Genomic DNA, 14,688 nt, shown 5'->3' on the forward strand with positions numbered 1-14,688 from the left:
TCACGCCCCATACAAAAATCACCACATGACCTCACCCGACGACACCCCGACGCTGCTGATCAAGGACGCCGAGTGCGTCGCCACCATGGACGACAAAGGCACCGAATGGCGCCATGCCAGCGTGCTGATCCGCGGCAACGAGATCATCGCCGCCGGCCCCACCGACACCCTGCCCGCCGAGCTGCTGGCCCGCGCCACCCGCACCATCGACGCACGCGGCCACGTCGTCATCCCTGGCCTGGTCAACACGCACCACCACATGTTCCAGAGCCTGACGCGCGCCATCCCGGCCGCGCAGAACGCGGAGCTGTTCGGCTGGCTGCGCACGCTCTACCCGATCTGGTCGGGCCTGACGCCGGACATGGTGCACACCTCTACGCAGCTGGCCATGGCCGAGCTGCTGCACAGCGGCTGCACCACCAGCAGCGACCACCTCTACATCTACCCCAACGGCGTGCGGCTGGACGACAGCATCGAAGCGGCCAAGGCCATCGGCATGCGCTTTCACGCCAGCAGAGGCTCGATGAGCGTGGGCGAGAGCGACGGCGGCCTGCCGCCGGACCATCTGGTGGAGCGCGAGGCCGACATCCTGCGCGAATCGCAACGCCTGATCGACACGCACCACGACAGCGACCGCCTCGCGATGGTGCGCATCGCACTGGCACCGTGCTCGCCGTTCTCAGTGAGCCCCGATTTGATGCGCGAATCCGCCGTGCTGGCGCGCGCGGCCAAGCGGGGCGTGCGCCTGCACACCCACTTGGCCGAAAACGACCACGACGTGGCCTACAGCCTGGAGCGCTTCAAGCTCACGCCCACCGAGTACGCTGAATCACTGGGCTGGCTGGGCGACGACGTGTGGCATGCCCACTGCGTGAAGCTCGATGAGCACGGCATCAGCCGTTTTGCCGCCACGCGCACGGGTGTGGCCCACTGCCCGTGCAGCAACATGCGTCTGGCCTCCGGCATCGCGCCCGTACGGCGCATGGTGAATACTGGCGTGCCAGTAGGCCTGGGCGTGGACGGCTCGGCCAGCAACGACGCAGGCCACCTGATGGCCGAAGCGCGCCAGGCCATGTTGCTGGCGCGCGTGGGACGCAGCCTGGAGCCCTTCGGCTGTGACCACGGCCCGTCGGACATGAGCGCGCGTGATGCCTTGCGCGTCGCCACGCGCGGCGGCGCCGAGGTGCTGGGACGCGACGATATCGGCCAGATCAAGCCCGGCATGGCAGCGGACCTGGCCATCTTCGATCTGCGCACGCTGGCGATGGCGGGCGGTGCGGTGCACGATCCGGTTGCCTCACTGCTGTTCTGCCACAGCGTGAGCACTGCATGGACGATCGTCAATGGCCGTGTGGTGGCCGACCATAGCGAGCTGACGTTGATCGACCAGGGGCCGATGGTGGAGCGGCACAACAAGCTGGCGCGGCAGTTGGCCGGCATCTGAACGCTCCAGCCAGGTAAACCGCCTCAGGCAAAACCGAACCGGCCTGGGTTGCCAATCGCGTATATACCGCGCGCCTTGTCAGACCCCTGCATCGTGGTGTGACGTGCCATCGTCATCCTCTGGCCACCACGGCGCCCGCGAGGCCCAGTGCATGTGCAGCGCGACGCGGCTGCCGAAGTCACCTTCGAGCAAGCCAGCGCGCAGTCGCAACACGCCTGGCAAGGAGGCCCGGCGGCTGAACAAGGGTGAACCGCAGCGTCGACAGAAGCAGCGTTGCTTGTCGTCCGATGAATCGTAGGTCTGGACCAGATCCTGCCCGCTCAGCCAGTGCAGTTGGCTTTCCTGGATTGGCAGGTTGGTGGCGAAAGGCCCGCCCTGCGCGCGCCGGCATTGGCCGCAATGGCAGACCTGGATCGGCGGCAAGGCGCCGCTGACCGTGAAGTGGATGCCACCGCAGAGGCAGCCGCCCTGATGGATCGGCGCCAACGCTGACGGTAGTGAAGGCTCGGTGCTCATGCACCAAGCCTACCCCATCAAGCCGGCATCACGCCAACATCACTTCGGCGCGCCAGCCTGGTACCACTTGCCCAGCAGGGCACGCTCCGCATCGGTGATCTGCGTGGCGTTGTTCAGCGGCATGGTCTTGAGCACCGTGGCCTGCTGGTAGATCTGCTGCGCGTGCTGGCTGACCAGCTCTGGCGTGTGGAGCATCACACCCTTGTTGGCCAAGGCAGCACTGTGGCACATCACACAGCGCTGGGTCACGATGGCCTGCACCTGCTGGAACTGGGTCAAGGGTGCGGCAGGCGCGACCACCGTCGCGGCAGCAGAAGCGCCGTCGGCCGAAGCGGCAGCCGAAGCCGCGTCAACGCCAGAGCCCCCCGATGCAGGCTGTGCAGGCACCACAGCGGGCACGGCAGCGACAGGCGCTGGCGGCACCGGCTTGGGCGCCAGCCACACCGCCACGCCCAGCAGTACCACCACACCGGCCACGGCCCAGTGCCAGGGCGCAGGCTTACCAGCCACTTCCGTCTTGTGCCGCGCCACGAAGAACTGGCGGATCAGCGCACCGGCCAGCATGATCAACACCAACACCAACCAGTTCTGCGGATGGCTGTAGGCCCAGCTGTAGTGGTTGCTCAGCATCGCGAACAGCACCGGCAGCGTGAAGTAGGTGTTGTGCACGCTGCGCTGCTTGCCGCGCTGGCCGTGCACCGGGTCCACCGGCTGGCCGGCCTTCATGGACGCGATCACCTTGCGCTGGCCCGGGATGATCCAGAAGAACACGTTGGCACTCATGCTCGTGGCCATCATCGCGCCCACCAGCAAAAAGGCCGCACGCCCCGCGAACAATTGGCAGGCCAGCCACGCCGCGAAAACCACGACGCCGAACAGCACCATGCCCACGACCTCGTCACCCTTGGTGCCCTTGCCCAAGGTACGACACACCAGGTCATAGATGATCCAGAAGCCGGCCAGGAAGCCCAGCGCCGCCCCCACCGCCACGCCTGCTGACCAGTCGTACACGGACTTGTCGATCAGGAAGGTGCCGGCGTTGAACAGGTAGATCACCGTGAACAGCGCGAAACCCGTGAGCCAGGTGGAATAGCTTTCCCAGTAGAACCAATGCAGATTGGCGGGGATGCTCTTGGGCGCGCCCAGGTACTTCTGCGGGTTGTAGAAACCGCCGCCGTGCACAGCCCACAGCTCACCACCCACGCCCTTCTCTTTGAGATTCGGATCAGTCGGCGGCACCAGGCTGTTGTCCAGCATCACAAAGTAGAACGACGAACCGATCCACGCGACCGCCACGATCACGTGCACCCATTTCAACAACAGGTTGGCCCAATCGAGCGCGTAGACCAACAGGGGAGACATCTCCATCATCACTGCGTCTTTCCGTCAGCTGCCACGGTAGGTGGAATACGACCACGGGCTCACCAGCAGGGGCACGTGGTAATGCGATTGCGCGTCAGCAATGCCGAAATCCAGCGGCACCTTGCCCAAGAAAGCCGGTGTGGGCAAAGCCGTGCCGCGTGCGCGGAAGTAGCCTTCCACATCGAAGACCAGGCGATAGCAGCCGGGCTTGAAGTCATCGCCGCTGAGCAGCGGGCCGTCGATGCGGCCATCGTCGTTGGTGGTCACGCTGCGCAGCGACAGCCAGCGGCCATTGGCGCAACCGTCGGATGTGGCCTCGCGCACATACAGCTCGATGTGCATGCCCACGGCGGGGCCGCCAAGCACCGTGTCGAGCACGTGGGTCGTCAATCGACCAGAATGGGCCTCAGGCGTGCGATCAGGCTGGACGCCGGGCTGAGAATTTGCTTGAGACACGAAAGGATCCAATCACTGGGTTGCAAGCGGTTCACAAAACTGTATACACTTTAACCACGATGAGTGTCGCACGCAAGAAATCTGCCACAAAGGCCACCGACGAGGTGGTCCAAACAACACGCGCTTCCGTGCGAGCCGTGTCATCCACATCCATGCCAGCCAACGAACCCGACGATGAGGCCCTGCCCTCGGGCTCCAGCACCGAACACATCGTGGTGGCCGTCACCCGCGCCATCGTCGAGCACCGGCTGCTGCCCGGCGCCAAGCTGGTCGAGCAGAAGCTGGGCGACCGCTTCGGTGTGTCGCGCACGATCGTTCGTCAGGCTCTGTTCAGGCTGTCGCAGTTGAAGCTGGTGCGGCTGGAGCCTGCGCGGGGGGCGTTTGTGGCCGAGCCCTCCATTGAAGAAGCGCGCGAGGTGTTCGCCGTGCGCCGCATGGTCGAGGGGCAGATGGTGCGTCAGTTGATCGCGCGGCTCAAGCCGGCCGATCTGCGCCTGCTCAAGGCCCACGTGAAGGAAGAGCGCCAGGCGGTGGAACGCATCGACGTGGCCACGCGCACCAAGCTGCTGTTCGACTTCCACGTGCGCATGGCCGAGGTGCTTGGCAACCAGGTGCTGGTCGAACTGATCCAGGAGCTGGTCTCGCGCTGCTCGCTGATCACGCTGATGTACCAGTCGGCCGACGACGCCGAGGCATCGAACGCCGAACACACCGACATCCTCGCAGCCATCGAAGCCCGCGACGCCGACAAGGCCGCGGCCTTGATCGACGAGCACCTGCTGACGGTGGAACGCCAGCTCACCGAGCGCCGCCGCGTGCCGAGCCTGCGCCTGGAAGACGCCCTCGGCACGCCCTGATCCCTTTTGCTTTTCATGACCTACGACAGCACCCAGCCCTACCCGCGTGACCTGGTCGGTTACGGCGACAACCCGCCTCATGCCCGCTGGCCCGGTGGCGCGCGCATCGCCGTCCAGTTCGTGCTGAACTACGAAGAAGGCGGCGAGAACCACGTCCTGCATGGTGACCCTGGCTCCGAGCAGTTCCTCTCCGAGATCATTGGCGCGGCCAGCTTCCCGGCCCGCCACATGAGCATGGACGGCATCTACGAGTACGGCTCACGCGCGGGCGTCTGGCGCCTGCTGCGCGAGTTCGAAAAGCGCGGCCTGCCGCTCACCGTGTTCGGCGTGTCCATGGCGCTGGAGCGCCATCCCGAGCTCACCCAGGCCTTCGTCGACCTGGGCCACGAAATCGCCTGCCACTCCTGGCGCTGGATCCACTACCAGAACATGGACGAGGCCACCGAGCGCGAGCACATCGAGCGCGGCACCGCCATCATCAAGCAGATGACGGGCGGGCTGTGGCCCCATGGCTGGTACACCGGCCGCGACAGCCCCAACACGCGCCGCCTGCTGGTGGACCATGGCGGCTACGACTACGACAGCGACTATTACGGTGACGACCTGCCCTTCTGGATGACGCTGGACAAGTCCGATGGCAGCAAGGCTCAGCAGCTGGTGATCCCGTACACGCTGGACACCAACGACATGCGCTTCGCCTCGCCGCAGGGCTTCAACACCGGCGACCACTTCTTCGAGTACCTGCGCGACAGCTTCGACGTGCTGTACGCCGAAGGTGATCCGCAAGGGCTGGACCGCCCCAAGATGCTGAGCATCGGCATGCACTGCCGCCTGCTGGGCCGGCCCGGCCGTTTCAAGGGCCTGCAGCGCTTCCTGGACCACGTGCAGGCGCACCGTGACGTCTGGGTCTGCCGCCGCATCGACATCGCCCGCCACTGGAAGACCACGCACCCATGCCCGCCCCTGCCCTGACCATTAGCCAGCTCAACACGCTGGACGCGGATGCCTTCACCCAGGCGCTCGATGGCATCTACGAGCACTCACCCTGGATCGCCCGCGAGGCCTGGGCCGCGCGCCCCTTCAAGAGCCTGGTCGGCCTGAAGCACGCGCTCGCCCAGGCGGTGCGCAATGCGTCCGTGGATACGCAGTTGGGCCTGATCCGCGCCCACCCCGAGCTGGCCGGCAAAGCCGCCGTGGCCGGGCAGCTCACCGCCGAATCGACCAATGAGCAGAGCAAGGCCGGCCTCACGCACTGCACGCCGGAGGAGTTCGCGCGCCTGCAGCAGCTCAACGCCGATTACAAGGCGCGCTTCGGCTGGCCCTTCATCCTGGCCGTGCGCGGGCCGCGCGGCGCGGGCCTGAGCCGCCAGCAGATCATCGACACCTTCGCGCGGCGCCTGCGCCTGCCGGCCGATTTCGAGCGCGCCGAATGCCTGCGCAACATCCACCGCATCGCCGAGATTCGCCTGAACGACAAGTTCGGCGTGGCACCCGAGCAGGGCAATCTGATCCTAGGCTGGGCCGATGACCTGGCCGTGCACAGCGAGCCCGGCTATGCGGAGCAAGGCCAGCTCACCGTCACCTACCTGACACAAGCGCACCAGGCCGCCGCCGCACAACTGGTGCAGTGGATGAAGGCGGATTGCGGTTTCGATGACGTGAGCATCGATGCCGTCGGCAACGTGGTGGCCCGCTACCACGGGACCGATCCGCAAGCGCCGTATCTGCTGACCGGCTCGCACTACGACACCGTGCGCAATGGCGGCAAGCACGACGGGCGCCTGGGCATCTTCGTGCCCATGGCCTGCGTGCGTGAGCTACACCGCGCAGGCAAGCGCCTGAAGCATGGGCTCGAACTGGTCGGCTTCGCGGAAGAAGAAGGCCAGCGCTACAAGGCCACCTTCCTCGGATCGGGCGCGCTGACGGGCGATTTCGACCCGCGCTGGCTGGACCAGGTCGATGCCGATGGCATCCCCATGCGCGACGCGATGAAGGCTGCTGGCCACAGCGCCGATCTGGCCGACATCGCCAAGCTCAGGCGCGACCCCAAGCAGTATCTGGGCTTCATTGAAGTCCACATCGAGCAAGGCCCCTGGCTGGACGAGATCGACCAGCCGCTGGGCGTGGTCACCGCCATCAACGGCAGCGCGCGCTACACGGGCGAGGTGATCGGCCTGGCCAGCCACGCCGGCACCACGCCGATGGACCGCCGCAAGGACGCGGCTGCCGCCGTGGCCGAGCTGGTGCTCTATGTGGAAGAACGCGCCGCGCAGGATCTGAAAGCGCCGAGCGGCCCCTCCGTGGGCACCGTGGGCGTGCTGCATGTGCCTGGCGGCTCGATCAACGTGGTGCCTGGCCGCTGCCAGTTCACGCTGGATTTGCGCGCCCCGCTGGACACGCAACGCGACAGCCTTGCGGCCGACGTGGAAGCGCGGCTGGCCGCCATCTGTGCGCGACGCGGCGTGGACTACACACTGGAACGCACGCTCACCGCAGCGGCAGCCCCCTCCAACCCTGCATGGCAATCACGATGGGAAGCCGCGGTGCACGAGTTGGGCCTGCCCGTGATCAAGCTGCCCAGTGGCGCCGGCCACGACGCCATGAAGCTGCACGAGGTGATGCCGCAGGCCATGCTCTTCGTGCGGGGCGGCAATGCCGGCATCAGCCACAACCCTCTCGAAACCATCACCAACGACGACGCGCAGCTGTGCGTCGACGCGTTCACGAATCTGCTGGAAGGTCTATGACCGCTGCTGTCTCCAACCCCGCCTACCAGGCCCTGGACGCCTGGATCGACGCCCACTTCGACGAGGAAGTGCGCTTTCTGCAGGCCCTGGTGCAGATGCCCACCGACACCCCGCCCGGCAACAACGCGCCGCACGCCGAGCGCACCGCCGAGCTGGTGCAGGCCTTCGGCTGGCAGGCCGAAAAGCACGCCGTGCCCGAAGCCGAAGTTCGTGACTACGGCCTGACCACGCTGACCAACCTGATCGTGCGCCGCCGCTTCAGCGAGCAGGGCCGCACCGTGGCGCTCAACGCCCATGGCGACGTGGTGCCACCGGGCGAAGGCTGGACGCACCCGCCATACGGCGGTGAGATCGACGATGGCAAGCTCTACGGCCGCGCCGCCGCCGTCAGCAAGAGCGACTTCGCCACCTTCAGCTTCGCGCTGCGTGCACTGGAAGCGCTGTCCAAGCAAGCCGATGCGCCCAAGCTCAACGGCGGGGTCGAACTGCACTTCACGTACGACGAGGAGTTCGGCGGTGAACTGGGCCCCGGCTGGCTGCTCAAGCAAGGCCTGACCAAGCCCGACCTGCTGATCGCCGCCGGCTTCAGCTACGAGGTCGTCACCGCGCACAACGGCTGCCTGCAGATGGAAGTGACCGTGCACGGCGTGATGGCGCACGCGGCCATCCCGCACACGGGCGTCGACGCGCTGCAAGGCGCCGTCACCATCCTCAACGCCCTGTACGCGCAGAACACGGCCTACAAGGCCATCACGTCCAAGGTGCCGGGCATCACCCACCCTTACCTGAACGTGGGCCGCATCGAAGGCGGCACTAACACCAACGTGGTGCCAGGCAAGGTCGTGCTCAAGCTCGACCGCCGCATGATCCCCGAAGAGGATCCCGTGGCCGTGGAAGCTGACATCCGCCGCGTGATCGCCGATGCCGCCGCCAGCTTCCCGGGCATCAAGGTGGACATCAAACGCCTGCTGCTGGCCAACTCGCTGCAGCCGTTGCCGGGCAACCAGCCGCTGGTCGATGCGCTGCGCAAGCATGGCGAGGCCATCTTCGGCCAACCCATCCCGACCATGGGCACGCCGCTGTACACCGATGTGCGCCTGTACTGCGCCCAAGGCATCCCCGCCGTGATCTATGGCGCCGGCCCGCGCACGGTGTTCGAGTCCAACGCCAAGCGCGCCGATGAACACCTGATGCTCGACGATCTGCGCATGGCCACCAAGGTGGTCGCGCGCACCTTGCTGGATCTTCTGGCCGTTGAATAAGCATCGGATGGCGCAGCGAGCGCCGCCCGGCGACACCTTGAGCAAGATCAGAAGAAGTGAAGATTTCTAGTGTCCAAGGGTAAATTCCGGACACCACCTGCCGAAATCCCGAGCGGAGCCTCATTTCTCCGCGCTTGGTCCGCACGCAGCCTCGCCCTCGCGCCCTTTCCTGACAACAGACACATGGCTCTGGCTGCGACACCCCAGAGGGATCAGTCATGTCGTTTTTCAGGAACCTGAGCATCATCGGCCGGCTGCGTCTGATGGCCGTCAACATCACCCTGGCCGTGCTGGCCCTGTCGGCCTACACCGGCATCGCGCACTACCACTCATTGATGGACCAGAGGCTGGCCGCCACCCGTGCCGTGGTCGAGCAATCCAAGAGCATCGCCGAGCGCTACGAGGCTGAAAGCAAGGCCGGCCGCATCAGCAGCGCCGACGCCCAGGCCAAGGCCGTCGCCGAGATCAAGGCCATCCGCTACGACGGCAGCGAGTACGTCTGGATCAACGACATGACGCCCCGCATGGTGGCGCACCCGATCAAGCCGGCGCTCGACGGCAAGGACCTCAGCGACATGAAGGATCCGGCAGGCGTCTACCTGTTCAAGGAGTTCGTCGCCACCGTCAAGCGCAGCGGGGCCGGCTACGTGGATTACCAATGGCCCAAGCCCGGCCAGGAACAGCCCGAGCCCAAGCGCTCCTACGTGGCGGGCTTCGCGCCCTGGGGTTGGGTGCTGGGCTCGGGCGTTTACGTCGATGCTGTCAAGGCAGAGGCCTTCCGCTTCGCCGGCATCAGCGTGGGCGTGGGCCTGCTGGTAGGCCTGGGCGTACTGACCCAAGTGCACTTCATGGGCCGCTCGATGCGCCGCCGGCTGGAGTCTGCCTCCAATGCCCTGAACGCCATGGCTGCCGGTGACCTGACCGCCCGCCTGGATCTGGACACCCACGATGAGATCGGCCGCCTGCTGCAGGCCGTGGCCAGCACGCGTGACGGCCTGGCCCACATGGTGCGCGAAGTGCGCGCCGGCACCGAGAGCATCAGCACCGCCAGCACGCAGATCGCCACCGGCAACCAGGATTTGTCCGCCCGCACCGAGCAGACCGCCTCCAGCCTGCAGCAAACCGCCTCCAGCATGGAAGAGCTGACCAGCACCGTGCGCCACACCGCCGATGCCGCACGCCACGCCGACGGCTTGGCCCGTCAGGCCAGCGATTCGGCCAACAAGGGCGGCAACATCGTCGACCAGGTGGTCAGCACCATGCAGGACATCCATGGCTCGTCGCAAAAGATCGCCGACATCATCGGCGTGATCGACGGCATCGCCTTCCAGACCAACATCCTGGCGCTGAACGCCGCGGTGGAAGCCGCACGTGCTGGTGAGCAAGGCCGCGGTTTTGCCGTGGTAGCCGGTGAAGTGCGTGCCCTGGCCCAGCGCTCTGCCACGGCCGCCCGCGAGATCAAGGCCCTGATCGGCAGTTCCGTCGAGCAGATCGCCAACGGCTCAAGCCTGGTGCAGAACGCCGGCGGCGCCATGACGGAGATCCTCACCAACGTGAAGCGCATGAGCGACACCATCGGTGAGATCAGCACCGCCGCCAACGAGCAGTCCGACGGCATCGGCCAGGTCAACACCGCCGTAACGCACCTGGACCAGATGACGCAGCAGAACGCCGCGCTGGTGGAGCAATCAGCCGCTGCCGCCGAAAGCCTGCGCGAGCAGGCACACCGTCTGGCCTCGGCCGTGGCGGTGTTCAAGCTGGCGGCCTGATCCAGGTCAAACAGCGCAGCCCGGCCTGCACGTGCCAGGCCGCTGCGCCCCCTCGACAGTTTGAGACAATCGGGCCACGATGTCCCAGGCCCCCTTGTTTCATATCTCGTTCTACAAGTTCGTCCCGCTGCCCGACCCGGATGGCGTGATCGACCTGCTGCGTGAACTCGTTGCGCCGTTGACAGGCAGCGTGCTGGTCGCGCACGAGGGCATCAGCGGCGCGCTGGCGGCCACGGCCGAATTGCTCGACACCTTCGAGCACGCCATGCACCATGATCCGCGCCTGCACGGCTGGTTCAGCGACATGCCCTTCAAGCGCAGCGCCTGCACCACCCGCCCCTTCTGGAAGGTGCGTGTGCACCGCAAGGACGAGATCGTGGCCCTGGGCGTGGATGGCGTCACTGGCGTCGTGCCCGAACGCGCTGCCGGCAACCACCTCAGCCCGCAGGATTTCCGCGAGTTGATCAACCAGGACGACGTGGTGCTGCTGGACAACCGCAACCACTTTGAATACCGCCTGGGCAGATTCAAGCGCGCCATCGACCCGGGCGTGGGCAACTTCCGCGATTTCCCGGCCTACCTGCGCGAGCAGGCGCCGCAGTGGAAGGCCGAAGGCAAGCGTGTGGCCATGTACTGCACCGGCGGCATCCGCTGCGAGAAGACCAGCGCCTGGATGCAACGCGATCTGGGCCTGGACGTCTACCAGCTCGATGGCGGCATCGTGAACTTCCTGCACACCCTGCCCGATGCCGAGCACGACTGGGATGGCGAATGCTTCGTCTTCGACAACCGAGTGGCGCTGGATGCCCGCTTGCAAGAGACCGACACCACCGCGCACGAGGTGTATGACGAATCACCCGACGAGGCCTGGCGGCTGGAGCGTGCCCAGCGGCTGGATTCGGTGAACCCAAAGCCGCGCCGGCCTGGCAAGCCAGAGAGGTCATGAGGCGGCGATGACCCGCCCCGCACGCCCGCCCCTGCCCACGCGCGATGGTGTCAGCCCCAGCAGCGTGTCTCTGCCCAGCGGCCCCTGGTCCACCGTGCTCGACTTTCTGGCCGAGCGACTGCCCGCCGTCTCCCGTACCGAATGGCAAGCCCGCATGCACGCAGGCAACATACTCGACGACGATGGCCTGCCCGTGCTGCCCCAAGCGCCCTACCGCCCGCAGACCCGCCTGCACTACTGGCGCGCCCTGCCCTTCGAGCACACCATCCCTTTCCACGAAGACATCGTCTTCATGGACGAACACCTGGTGATCGCCGACAAGCCGCACTTCCTGCCCATCACGCCCAAAGGCCGCTACGTGCAGGAGACACTGCTGGTGCGCCTCAAGCGCCGCCTGGGCATCGACACGTTGGTGCCCATCCACCGGCTGGACCGCGAGACCGCCGGCCTGATCGCCTTCACCGTGCAGCCGCACGAGCGCAACGTCTACCAGGCCTTGTTCCGCGAGCGGGCCGTGCACAAAGTGTACGAAGCCGTCGCGCCGTTGCGAGCAGATCTGGCCTTGCCCTTGAACCACCGCAGCCGCCTGGTCGACAGCGCGCATTTCATGGCCATGGAGGAAGCAGTCGGCGAGCCCAACTCGGAAACGCTGGTCGAGCTACAGCAAGCACGCCCCGATCAAGGTCTCGGCCTGTACCGCCTGAGCCCACACACAGGCAAGCGCCATCAACTGCGCGCGCACATGCACGCTCTGAGCATCCCCATCGTCAATGACCGCATCTACCCGGTGCTGCAGGCTGCCGATCCGCTCGATGCGCCGGATTGGCGCCGCCCACTGCAATTGCTGGCCCGTCACCTGGCCTTCGATGACCCGGTGACCGGCCAACGCCGCAGCTTCACGAGCCGGCGTTCGCTGGACTGGCCGCCCAGCCCGCCGCCAGATCCCGCGTGATCTGCGCTGCTGGCACCTCACGGCAAGCGCTCACGTTCTGACCGGCCCACAACGGCGAGAAATCCGACGAGCCCGCAGACTCGGCCTTGGCGCGCAAGGGCGCGATCGCCGCCGTGGCCAGCGGGAAGGCCGGCGCCACCGCGCTGATCGGCCCCAGCTCACGCATCGCACGGTTGACGATGCCACGCGCCGGGCGACCGCTGAACACATTGGTCAAGGCCGTATCGAACGCCCCCTCGCTTCGCAGGGCCGCGCGGTGCAAGGCACTGGTCGTGGCTTCAGGGCACAGCATGTAGGCCGTGCCCACCTGCACGCCCGCCGCACCCAACGCCTGCGCCGCAGCCACACCCGCCGCATCGGCGATGCCACCAGCGGCGATCACCGGCACACGCACCGCGCGCACGATCTGCGGCAACAGCGCGAACAGGCCCACCTGCGTGCCCACATCGTCAGACAGGAACAGCCCCCGGTGGCCGCCTGCTTCCAAACCCTGCGCGATGATGGCGTCCACACCGCGCTCGGCCAGCCAGCGCGCCTCGGCCACCGTGGTGGCTGACGAGACCACCTTGGCGCCCCATCTGCGCACCCGTGCCAGCAGGGCTGCATCGGGCAGACCGAAGTGAAAGCTGATCACCGGCGGGCGGAAGGCTTCGATCACATCGGCCACCTCGGCGCTGAAGGGGCGCCGGCCAGGGCCTTGCGGGATGTCCGCCTCATTGGCACCGAACTCGGCGTAATAGGGGCGCAGCGCATCGCGCCACCCTGCTTCACGCGCCGCATCCGGCACCGGCGGCTGGTGAGCGAAGAAGTTGACGTTGAAGGGCTTCGTGGTGGCCTCGTGGATCGCAGACAGCTCCTGGCGCAAGGCATCGTCGCCCAGCATGGCCGCGGGCAGCGAACCCAAGCCGCCCGCCTCGCTCACCGCGATCGCCATGGCGCTGACTTGCACGCCGGCCATCGGTGCCTGGATCACGGGCAGATCAATGCCCAGCAGTTCTGTCAGCGTGGCGGTGCTCATCATGGATCCTTGTCTGTGTGCTCAGCGGGAAGCCTCGATTGTGGTCCGCCAACGCACGGCAGGCACGCGAAGGGGCTTGCGTCCCACCAGGCAGGCCGGCATGTCGGACATCGCATCCGGCCACCTGCACAGGCCCTAAGATGCCGCCAAGCGCCCTGCGCGCACCCCGGTACAGCCCGCACTAGGAGACACCCATGTTCAACGCCCTGGTCCTCGACAAGAACCCCGATTTCAGCGCCGAGCTGCGCGAGGTGGACGACAGCTTCCTGCCCACATTCGCGGACGGCGGCGGCGTCACCGTGGCCATCGAGCACTCCACGCTCAACTACAAGGACGGCCTGGCCATTACCAACAAATCACCCGTGGTGCGCAGCTGGCCCATGGTGGCCGGTATCGATGGCGCCGGCACCGTGATCGACAGCGATCACCCTGCCTGGAAGGCCGGTGACCGCATCGTGCACAACGGCTACGGCGTGGGCGAAACGCACAAGGGCTGCCTGGCCGCCAAGGCGCGCCTGCACGGTGACTGGCTGGTGCGCCTGCCCGAGGCCTTCACCACGCGCCAGGCCATGGCCATCGGCACGGCAGGCTACACCGCCATGCTGTGCGTGATGGCCCTGGAGCGGCATGGCGCGCTGGACAAGCCGGCCGATGGCGAGGTGCTCGTCACCGGCGCCACCGGCGGCGTGGGCTCCGTGGCCGTGGCGCTGCTGTCACGTCTGGGCCACAAGGTCGTGGCCGCCACCGGCAAGGCCAGTGAAGAGGCCTATTTGAAGCAACTCGGCGCCACGAGCATCATCGACCGTGCCGAGCTGAGCAGCCCCGGCAAGCCGCTGCAGAAGGAACGCTGGAAGGCCGTGGTCGATGCCGTGGGCAGCCACACCCTGGTCAATGCCTGCGCACAGACGCGCTACGGCGGTGCCGTGGCCGCCTGCGGCCTGGCCCAGGGCTTCGACCTGCCCGCCACCGTGATGCCCTTCATCCTGCGCGGCGTGGCCCTGCTGGGTGTGGACAGCGTGATGGCGCCTCAGGCCAAGCGCCAGGAGGCCTGGACACGCTTGGCGCGCGACCTGGCTCCCGGCTTGCTGGAACAGATCACCTCAGAGGCCCCGCTCACCGGCGCCATCCAGGCCGCGCGTGAACTGATGGACGGCCATGTGCGCGGCCGCATCGTCGTCTGCATCAAGGCCTGAGGCCTCTACCAGCACGCGATCAGAGAGGCATTGGGCGTGATGCGCCCACGCCGGGGCCCGTGCCGGGTGCCGATGGCAAGCCCGAACGACCGAAACACTGACCTACAGCATCAATGGCGGCGCCGATGCCGCCAGGTTCCGCATCGATGCCAGCACGGGCGAACTG

Annotated in this window: 13 protein-coding genes; 9 read left to right on the plus strand and 4 right to left on the minus strand. The window is 66.8% G+C overall.

Translation table 11 applies throughout. The annotated features are described in order from the left end of the window. The first annotated feature begins 25 nt into the window (after positions 1–25). Positions 26–1,444, plus strand: a complete 1,419-nt coding sequence (locus tag WAQ08_RS20805; protein ID WP_422194390.1) for an 8-oxoguanine deaminase — start codon at positions 26–28, stop codon at positions 1,442–1,444. A 78-nt stretch (positions 1,445–1,522) separates the two neighbouring features. Here WAQ08_RS20805 and WAQ08_RS20810 read toward each other — a convergent pair whose 3' ends face one another. The 3 genes from WAQ08_RS20810 to uraH are packed head-to-tail and all read right to left on the minus strand — an operon-like array spanning position 1,523 to position 3,712. Then, positions 1,523–1,960: a GFA family protein gene (locus tag WAQ08_RS20810; RefSeq protein ID WP_422194392.1), complete on the minus strand. Its 438-nt coding sequence runs from the start codon at positions 1,958–1,960 to the stop codon at positions 1,523–1,525. A 39-nt stretch (positions 1,961–1,999) separates the two neighbouring features. Then, positions 2,000–3,331: a urate hydroxylase PuuD gene (locus WAQ08_RS20815; protein ID WP_422194394.1), complete on the minus strand. Its 1,332-nt coding sequence runs from the start codon at positions 3,329–3,331 to the stop codon at positions 2,000–2,002. A gap of 15 nt (positions 3,332–3,346) precedes the next feature. Beyond that, positions 3,347–3,712, minus strand: a complete 366-nt coding sequence (uraH, locus tag WAQ08_RS20820) for a hydroxyisourate hydrolase (protein WP_422194413.1) — start codon at positions 3,710–3,712, stop codon at positions 3,347–3,349. Between the two features lie 218 nt (positions 3,713–3,930). Here uraH and WAQ08_RS20825 point away from each other — a divergent pair, with 218 nt between their 5' ends. From WAQ08_RS20825 to WAQ08_RS20855, 7 genes are all read left to right on the plus strand, one after another. Continuing rightward, complete coding sequence (locus WAQ08_RS20825; RefSeq protein WP_422194395.1) at positions 3,931–4,635, plus strand: GntR family transcriptional regulator; 705 nt, start codon at positions 3,931–3,933, stop codon at positions 4,633–4,635. 15 nt (positions 4,636–4,650) lie between these two features. Then, positions 4,651–5,607: an allantoinase PuuE gene (gene puuE / locus WAQ08_RS20830; RefSeq protein ID WP_422194397.1), complete on the plus strand. Its 957-nt coding sequence runs from the start codon at positions 4,651–4,653 to the stop codon at positions 5,605–5,607. Then, on the plus strand, positions 5,589–7,382 hold the full coding sequence (gene uraD / locus WAQ08_RS20835) for a 2-oxo-4-hydroxy-4-carboxy-5-ureidoimidazoline decarboxylase (RefSeq protein WP_422194398.1): 1,794 nt from the start codon (positions 5,589–5,591) through the stop codon (positions 7,380–7,382). Before puuE ends, uraD begins: the two co-directional genes overlap by 19 nt. Then, the gene (locus WAQ08_RS20840) at positions 7,379–8,644 is read left to right on the plus strand and encodes a M20 family metallopeptidase (RefSeq protein WP_422194399.1); all 1,266 of its coding nucleotides are present in this window, start codon (positions 7,379–7,381) and stop codon (positions 8,642–8,644) included. The genes uraD and WAQ08_RS20840 overlap by 4 nt, the downstream gene beginning before the upstream one ends. 218 nt (positions 8,645–8,862) lie before the next feature. Beyond that, on the plus strand, positions 8,863–10,413 hold the full coding sequence (locus tag WAQ08_RS20845) for a methyl-accepting chemotaxis protein (RefSeq protein WP_422194400.1): 1,551 nt from the start codon (positions 8,863–8,865) through the stop codon (positions 10,411–10,413). Positions 10,414–10,492: 79 nt separating this feature from the next. Beyond that, a complete protein-coding gene (locus tag WAQ08_RS20850; RefSeq protein ID WP_422194401.1) occupies positions 10,493–11,359 on the plus strand; it encodes a rhodanese-like domain-containing protein in 867 nt (288 codons plus the stop codon). A gap of 7 nt (positions 11,360–11,366) precedes the next feature. Continuing rightward, positions 11,367–12,311, plus strand: a complete 945-nt coding sequence (locus WAQ08_RS20855) for a pseudouridine synthase (protein WP_422194402.1) — start codon at positions 11,367–11,369, stop codon at positions 12,309–12,311. On the opposite strand, the gene WAQ08_RS20860 is transcribed toward WAQ08_RS20855, so the two are convergent. Next, positions 12,256–13,329 carry an NAD(P)H-dependent flavin oxidoreductase gene (locus WAQ08_RS20860; RefSeq protein ID WP_422194403.1) on the minus strand — a complete coding sequence of 358 codons (1,074 nt, stop codon included), beginning with the start codon at positions 13,327–13,329 and terminating at the stop codon, positions 12,256–12,258. The two genes, WAQ08_RS20855 and WAQ08_RS20860, sit on opposite strands and share 56 nt — an antisense overlap. 194 nt (positions 13,330–13,523) lie before the next feature. Here WAQ08_RS20860 and WAQ08_RS20865 point away from each other — a divergent pair, with 194 nt between their 5' ends. Next, positions 13,524–14,522 carry an MDR family oxidoreductase gene (locus tag WAQ08_RS20865; protein WP_422194405.1) on the plus strand — a complete coding sequence of 333 codons (999 nt, stop codon included), beginning with the start codon at positions 13,524–13,526 and terminating at the stop codon, positions 14,520–14,522. The last annotated feature ends 166 nt before the right edge of the window (positions 14,523–14,688 follow it).

This window comes from Aquabacterium sp. (assembly GCF_049274795.1).
In the GTDB taxonomy this organism is placed as follows: domain Bacteria; phylum Pseudomonadota; class Gammaproteobacteria; order Burkholderiales; family Burkholderiaceae_C; genus Aquabacterium.

What these genes read in the sequence shown, in the direction of transcription:
- WAQ08_RS20805 (WP_422194390.1), top strand. Translation starts at nt 26, where the DNA reads ATGACCTCACCCGACGACACCCCGACGCTGCTGATCAAGGACGCCGAG.
- WAQ08_RS20810 (WP_422194392.1), bottom strand. Translation starts at nt 1,960, where the DNA reads ATGAGCACCGAGCCTTCACTACCGTCAGCGTTGGCGCCGATCCATCAG.
- WAQ08_RS20815 (WP_422194394.1), bottom strand. Translation starts at nt 3,331, where the DNA reads ATGATGGAGATGTCTCCCCTGTTGGTCTACGCGCTCGATTGGGCCAAC.
- WAQ08_RS20825 (WP_422194395.1), top strand. Translation starts at nt 3,931, where the DNA reads ATGCCAGCCAACGAACCCGACGATGAGGCCCTGCCCTCGGGCTCCAGC.
- puuE (WP_422194397.1), top strand. Translation starts at nt 4,651, where the DNA reads ATGACCTACGACAGCACCCAGCCCTACCCGCGTGACCTGGTCGGTTAC.
- uraD (WP_422194398.1), top strand. Translation starts at nt 5,589, where the DNA reads ATGCCCGCCCCTGCCCTGACCATTAGCCAGCTCAACACGCTGGACGCG.
- WAQ08_RS20840 (WP_422194399.1), top strand. Translation starts at nt 7,379, where the DNA reads ATGACCGCTGCTGTCTCCAACCCCGCCTACCAGGCCCTGGACGCCTGG.
- WAQ08_RS20845 (WP_422194400.1), top strand. Translation starts at nt 8,863, where the DNA reads ATGTCGTTTTTCAGGAACCTGAGCATCATCGGCCGGCTGCGTCTGATG.
- WAQ08_RS20850 (WP_422194401.1), top strand. Translation starts at nt 10,493, where the DNA reads ATGTCCCAGGCCCCCTTGTTTCATATCTCGTTCTACAAGTTCGTCCCG.
- WAQ08_RS20855 (WP_422194402.1), top strand. Translation starts at nt 11,367, where the DNA reads ATGACCCGCCCCGCACGCCCGCCCCTGCCCACGCGCGATGGTGTCAGC.
- WAQ08_RS20860 (WP_422194403.1), bottom strand. Translation starts at nt 13,329, where the DNA reads ATGAGCACCGCCACGCTGACAGAACTGCTGGGCATTGATCTGCCCGTG.
- WAQ08_RS20865 (WP_422194405.1), top strand. Translation starts at nt 13,524, where the DNA reads ATGTTCAACGCCCTGGTCCTCGACAAGAACCCCGATTTCAGCGCCGAG.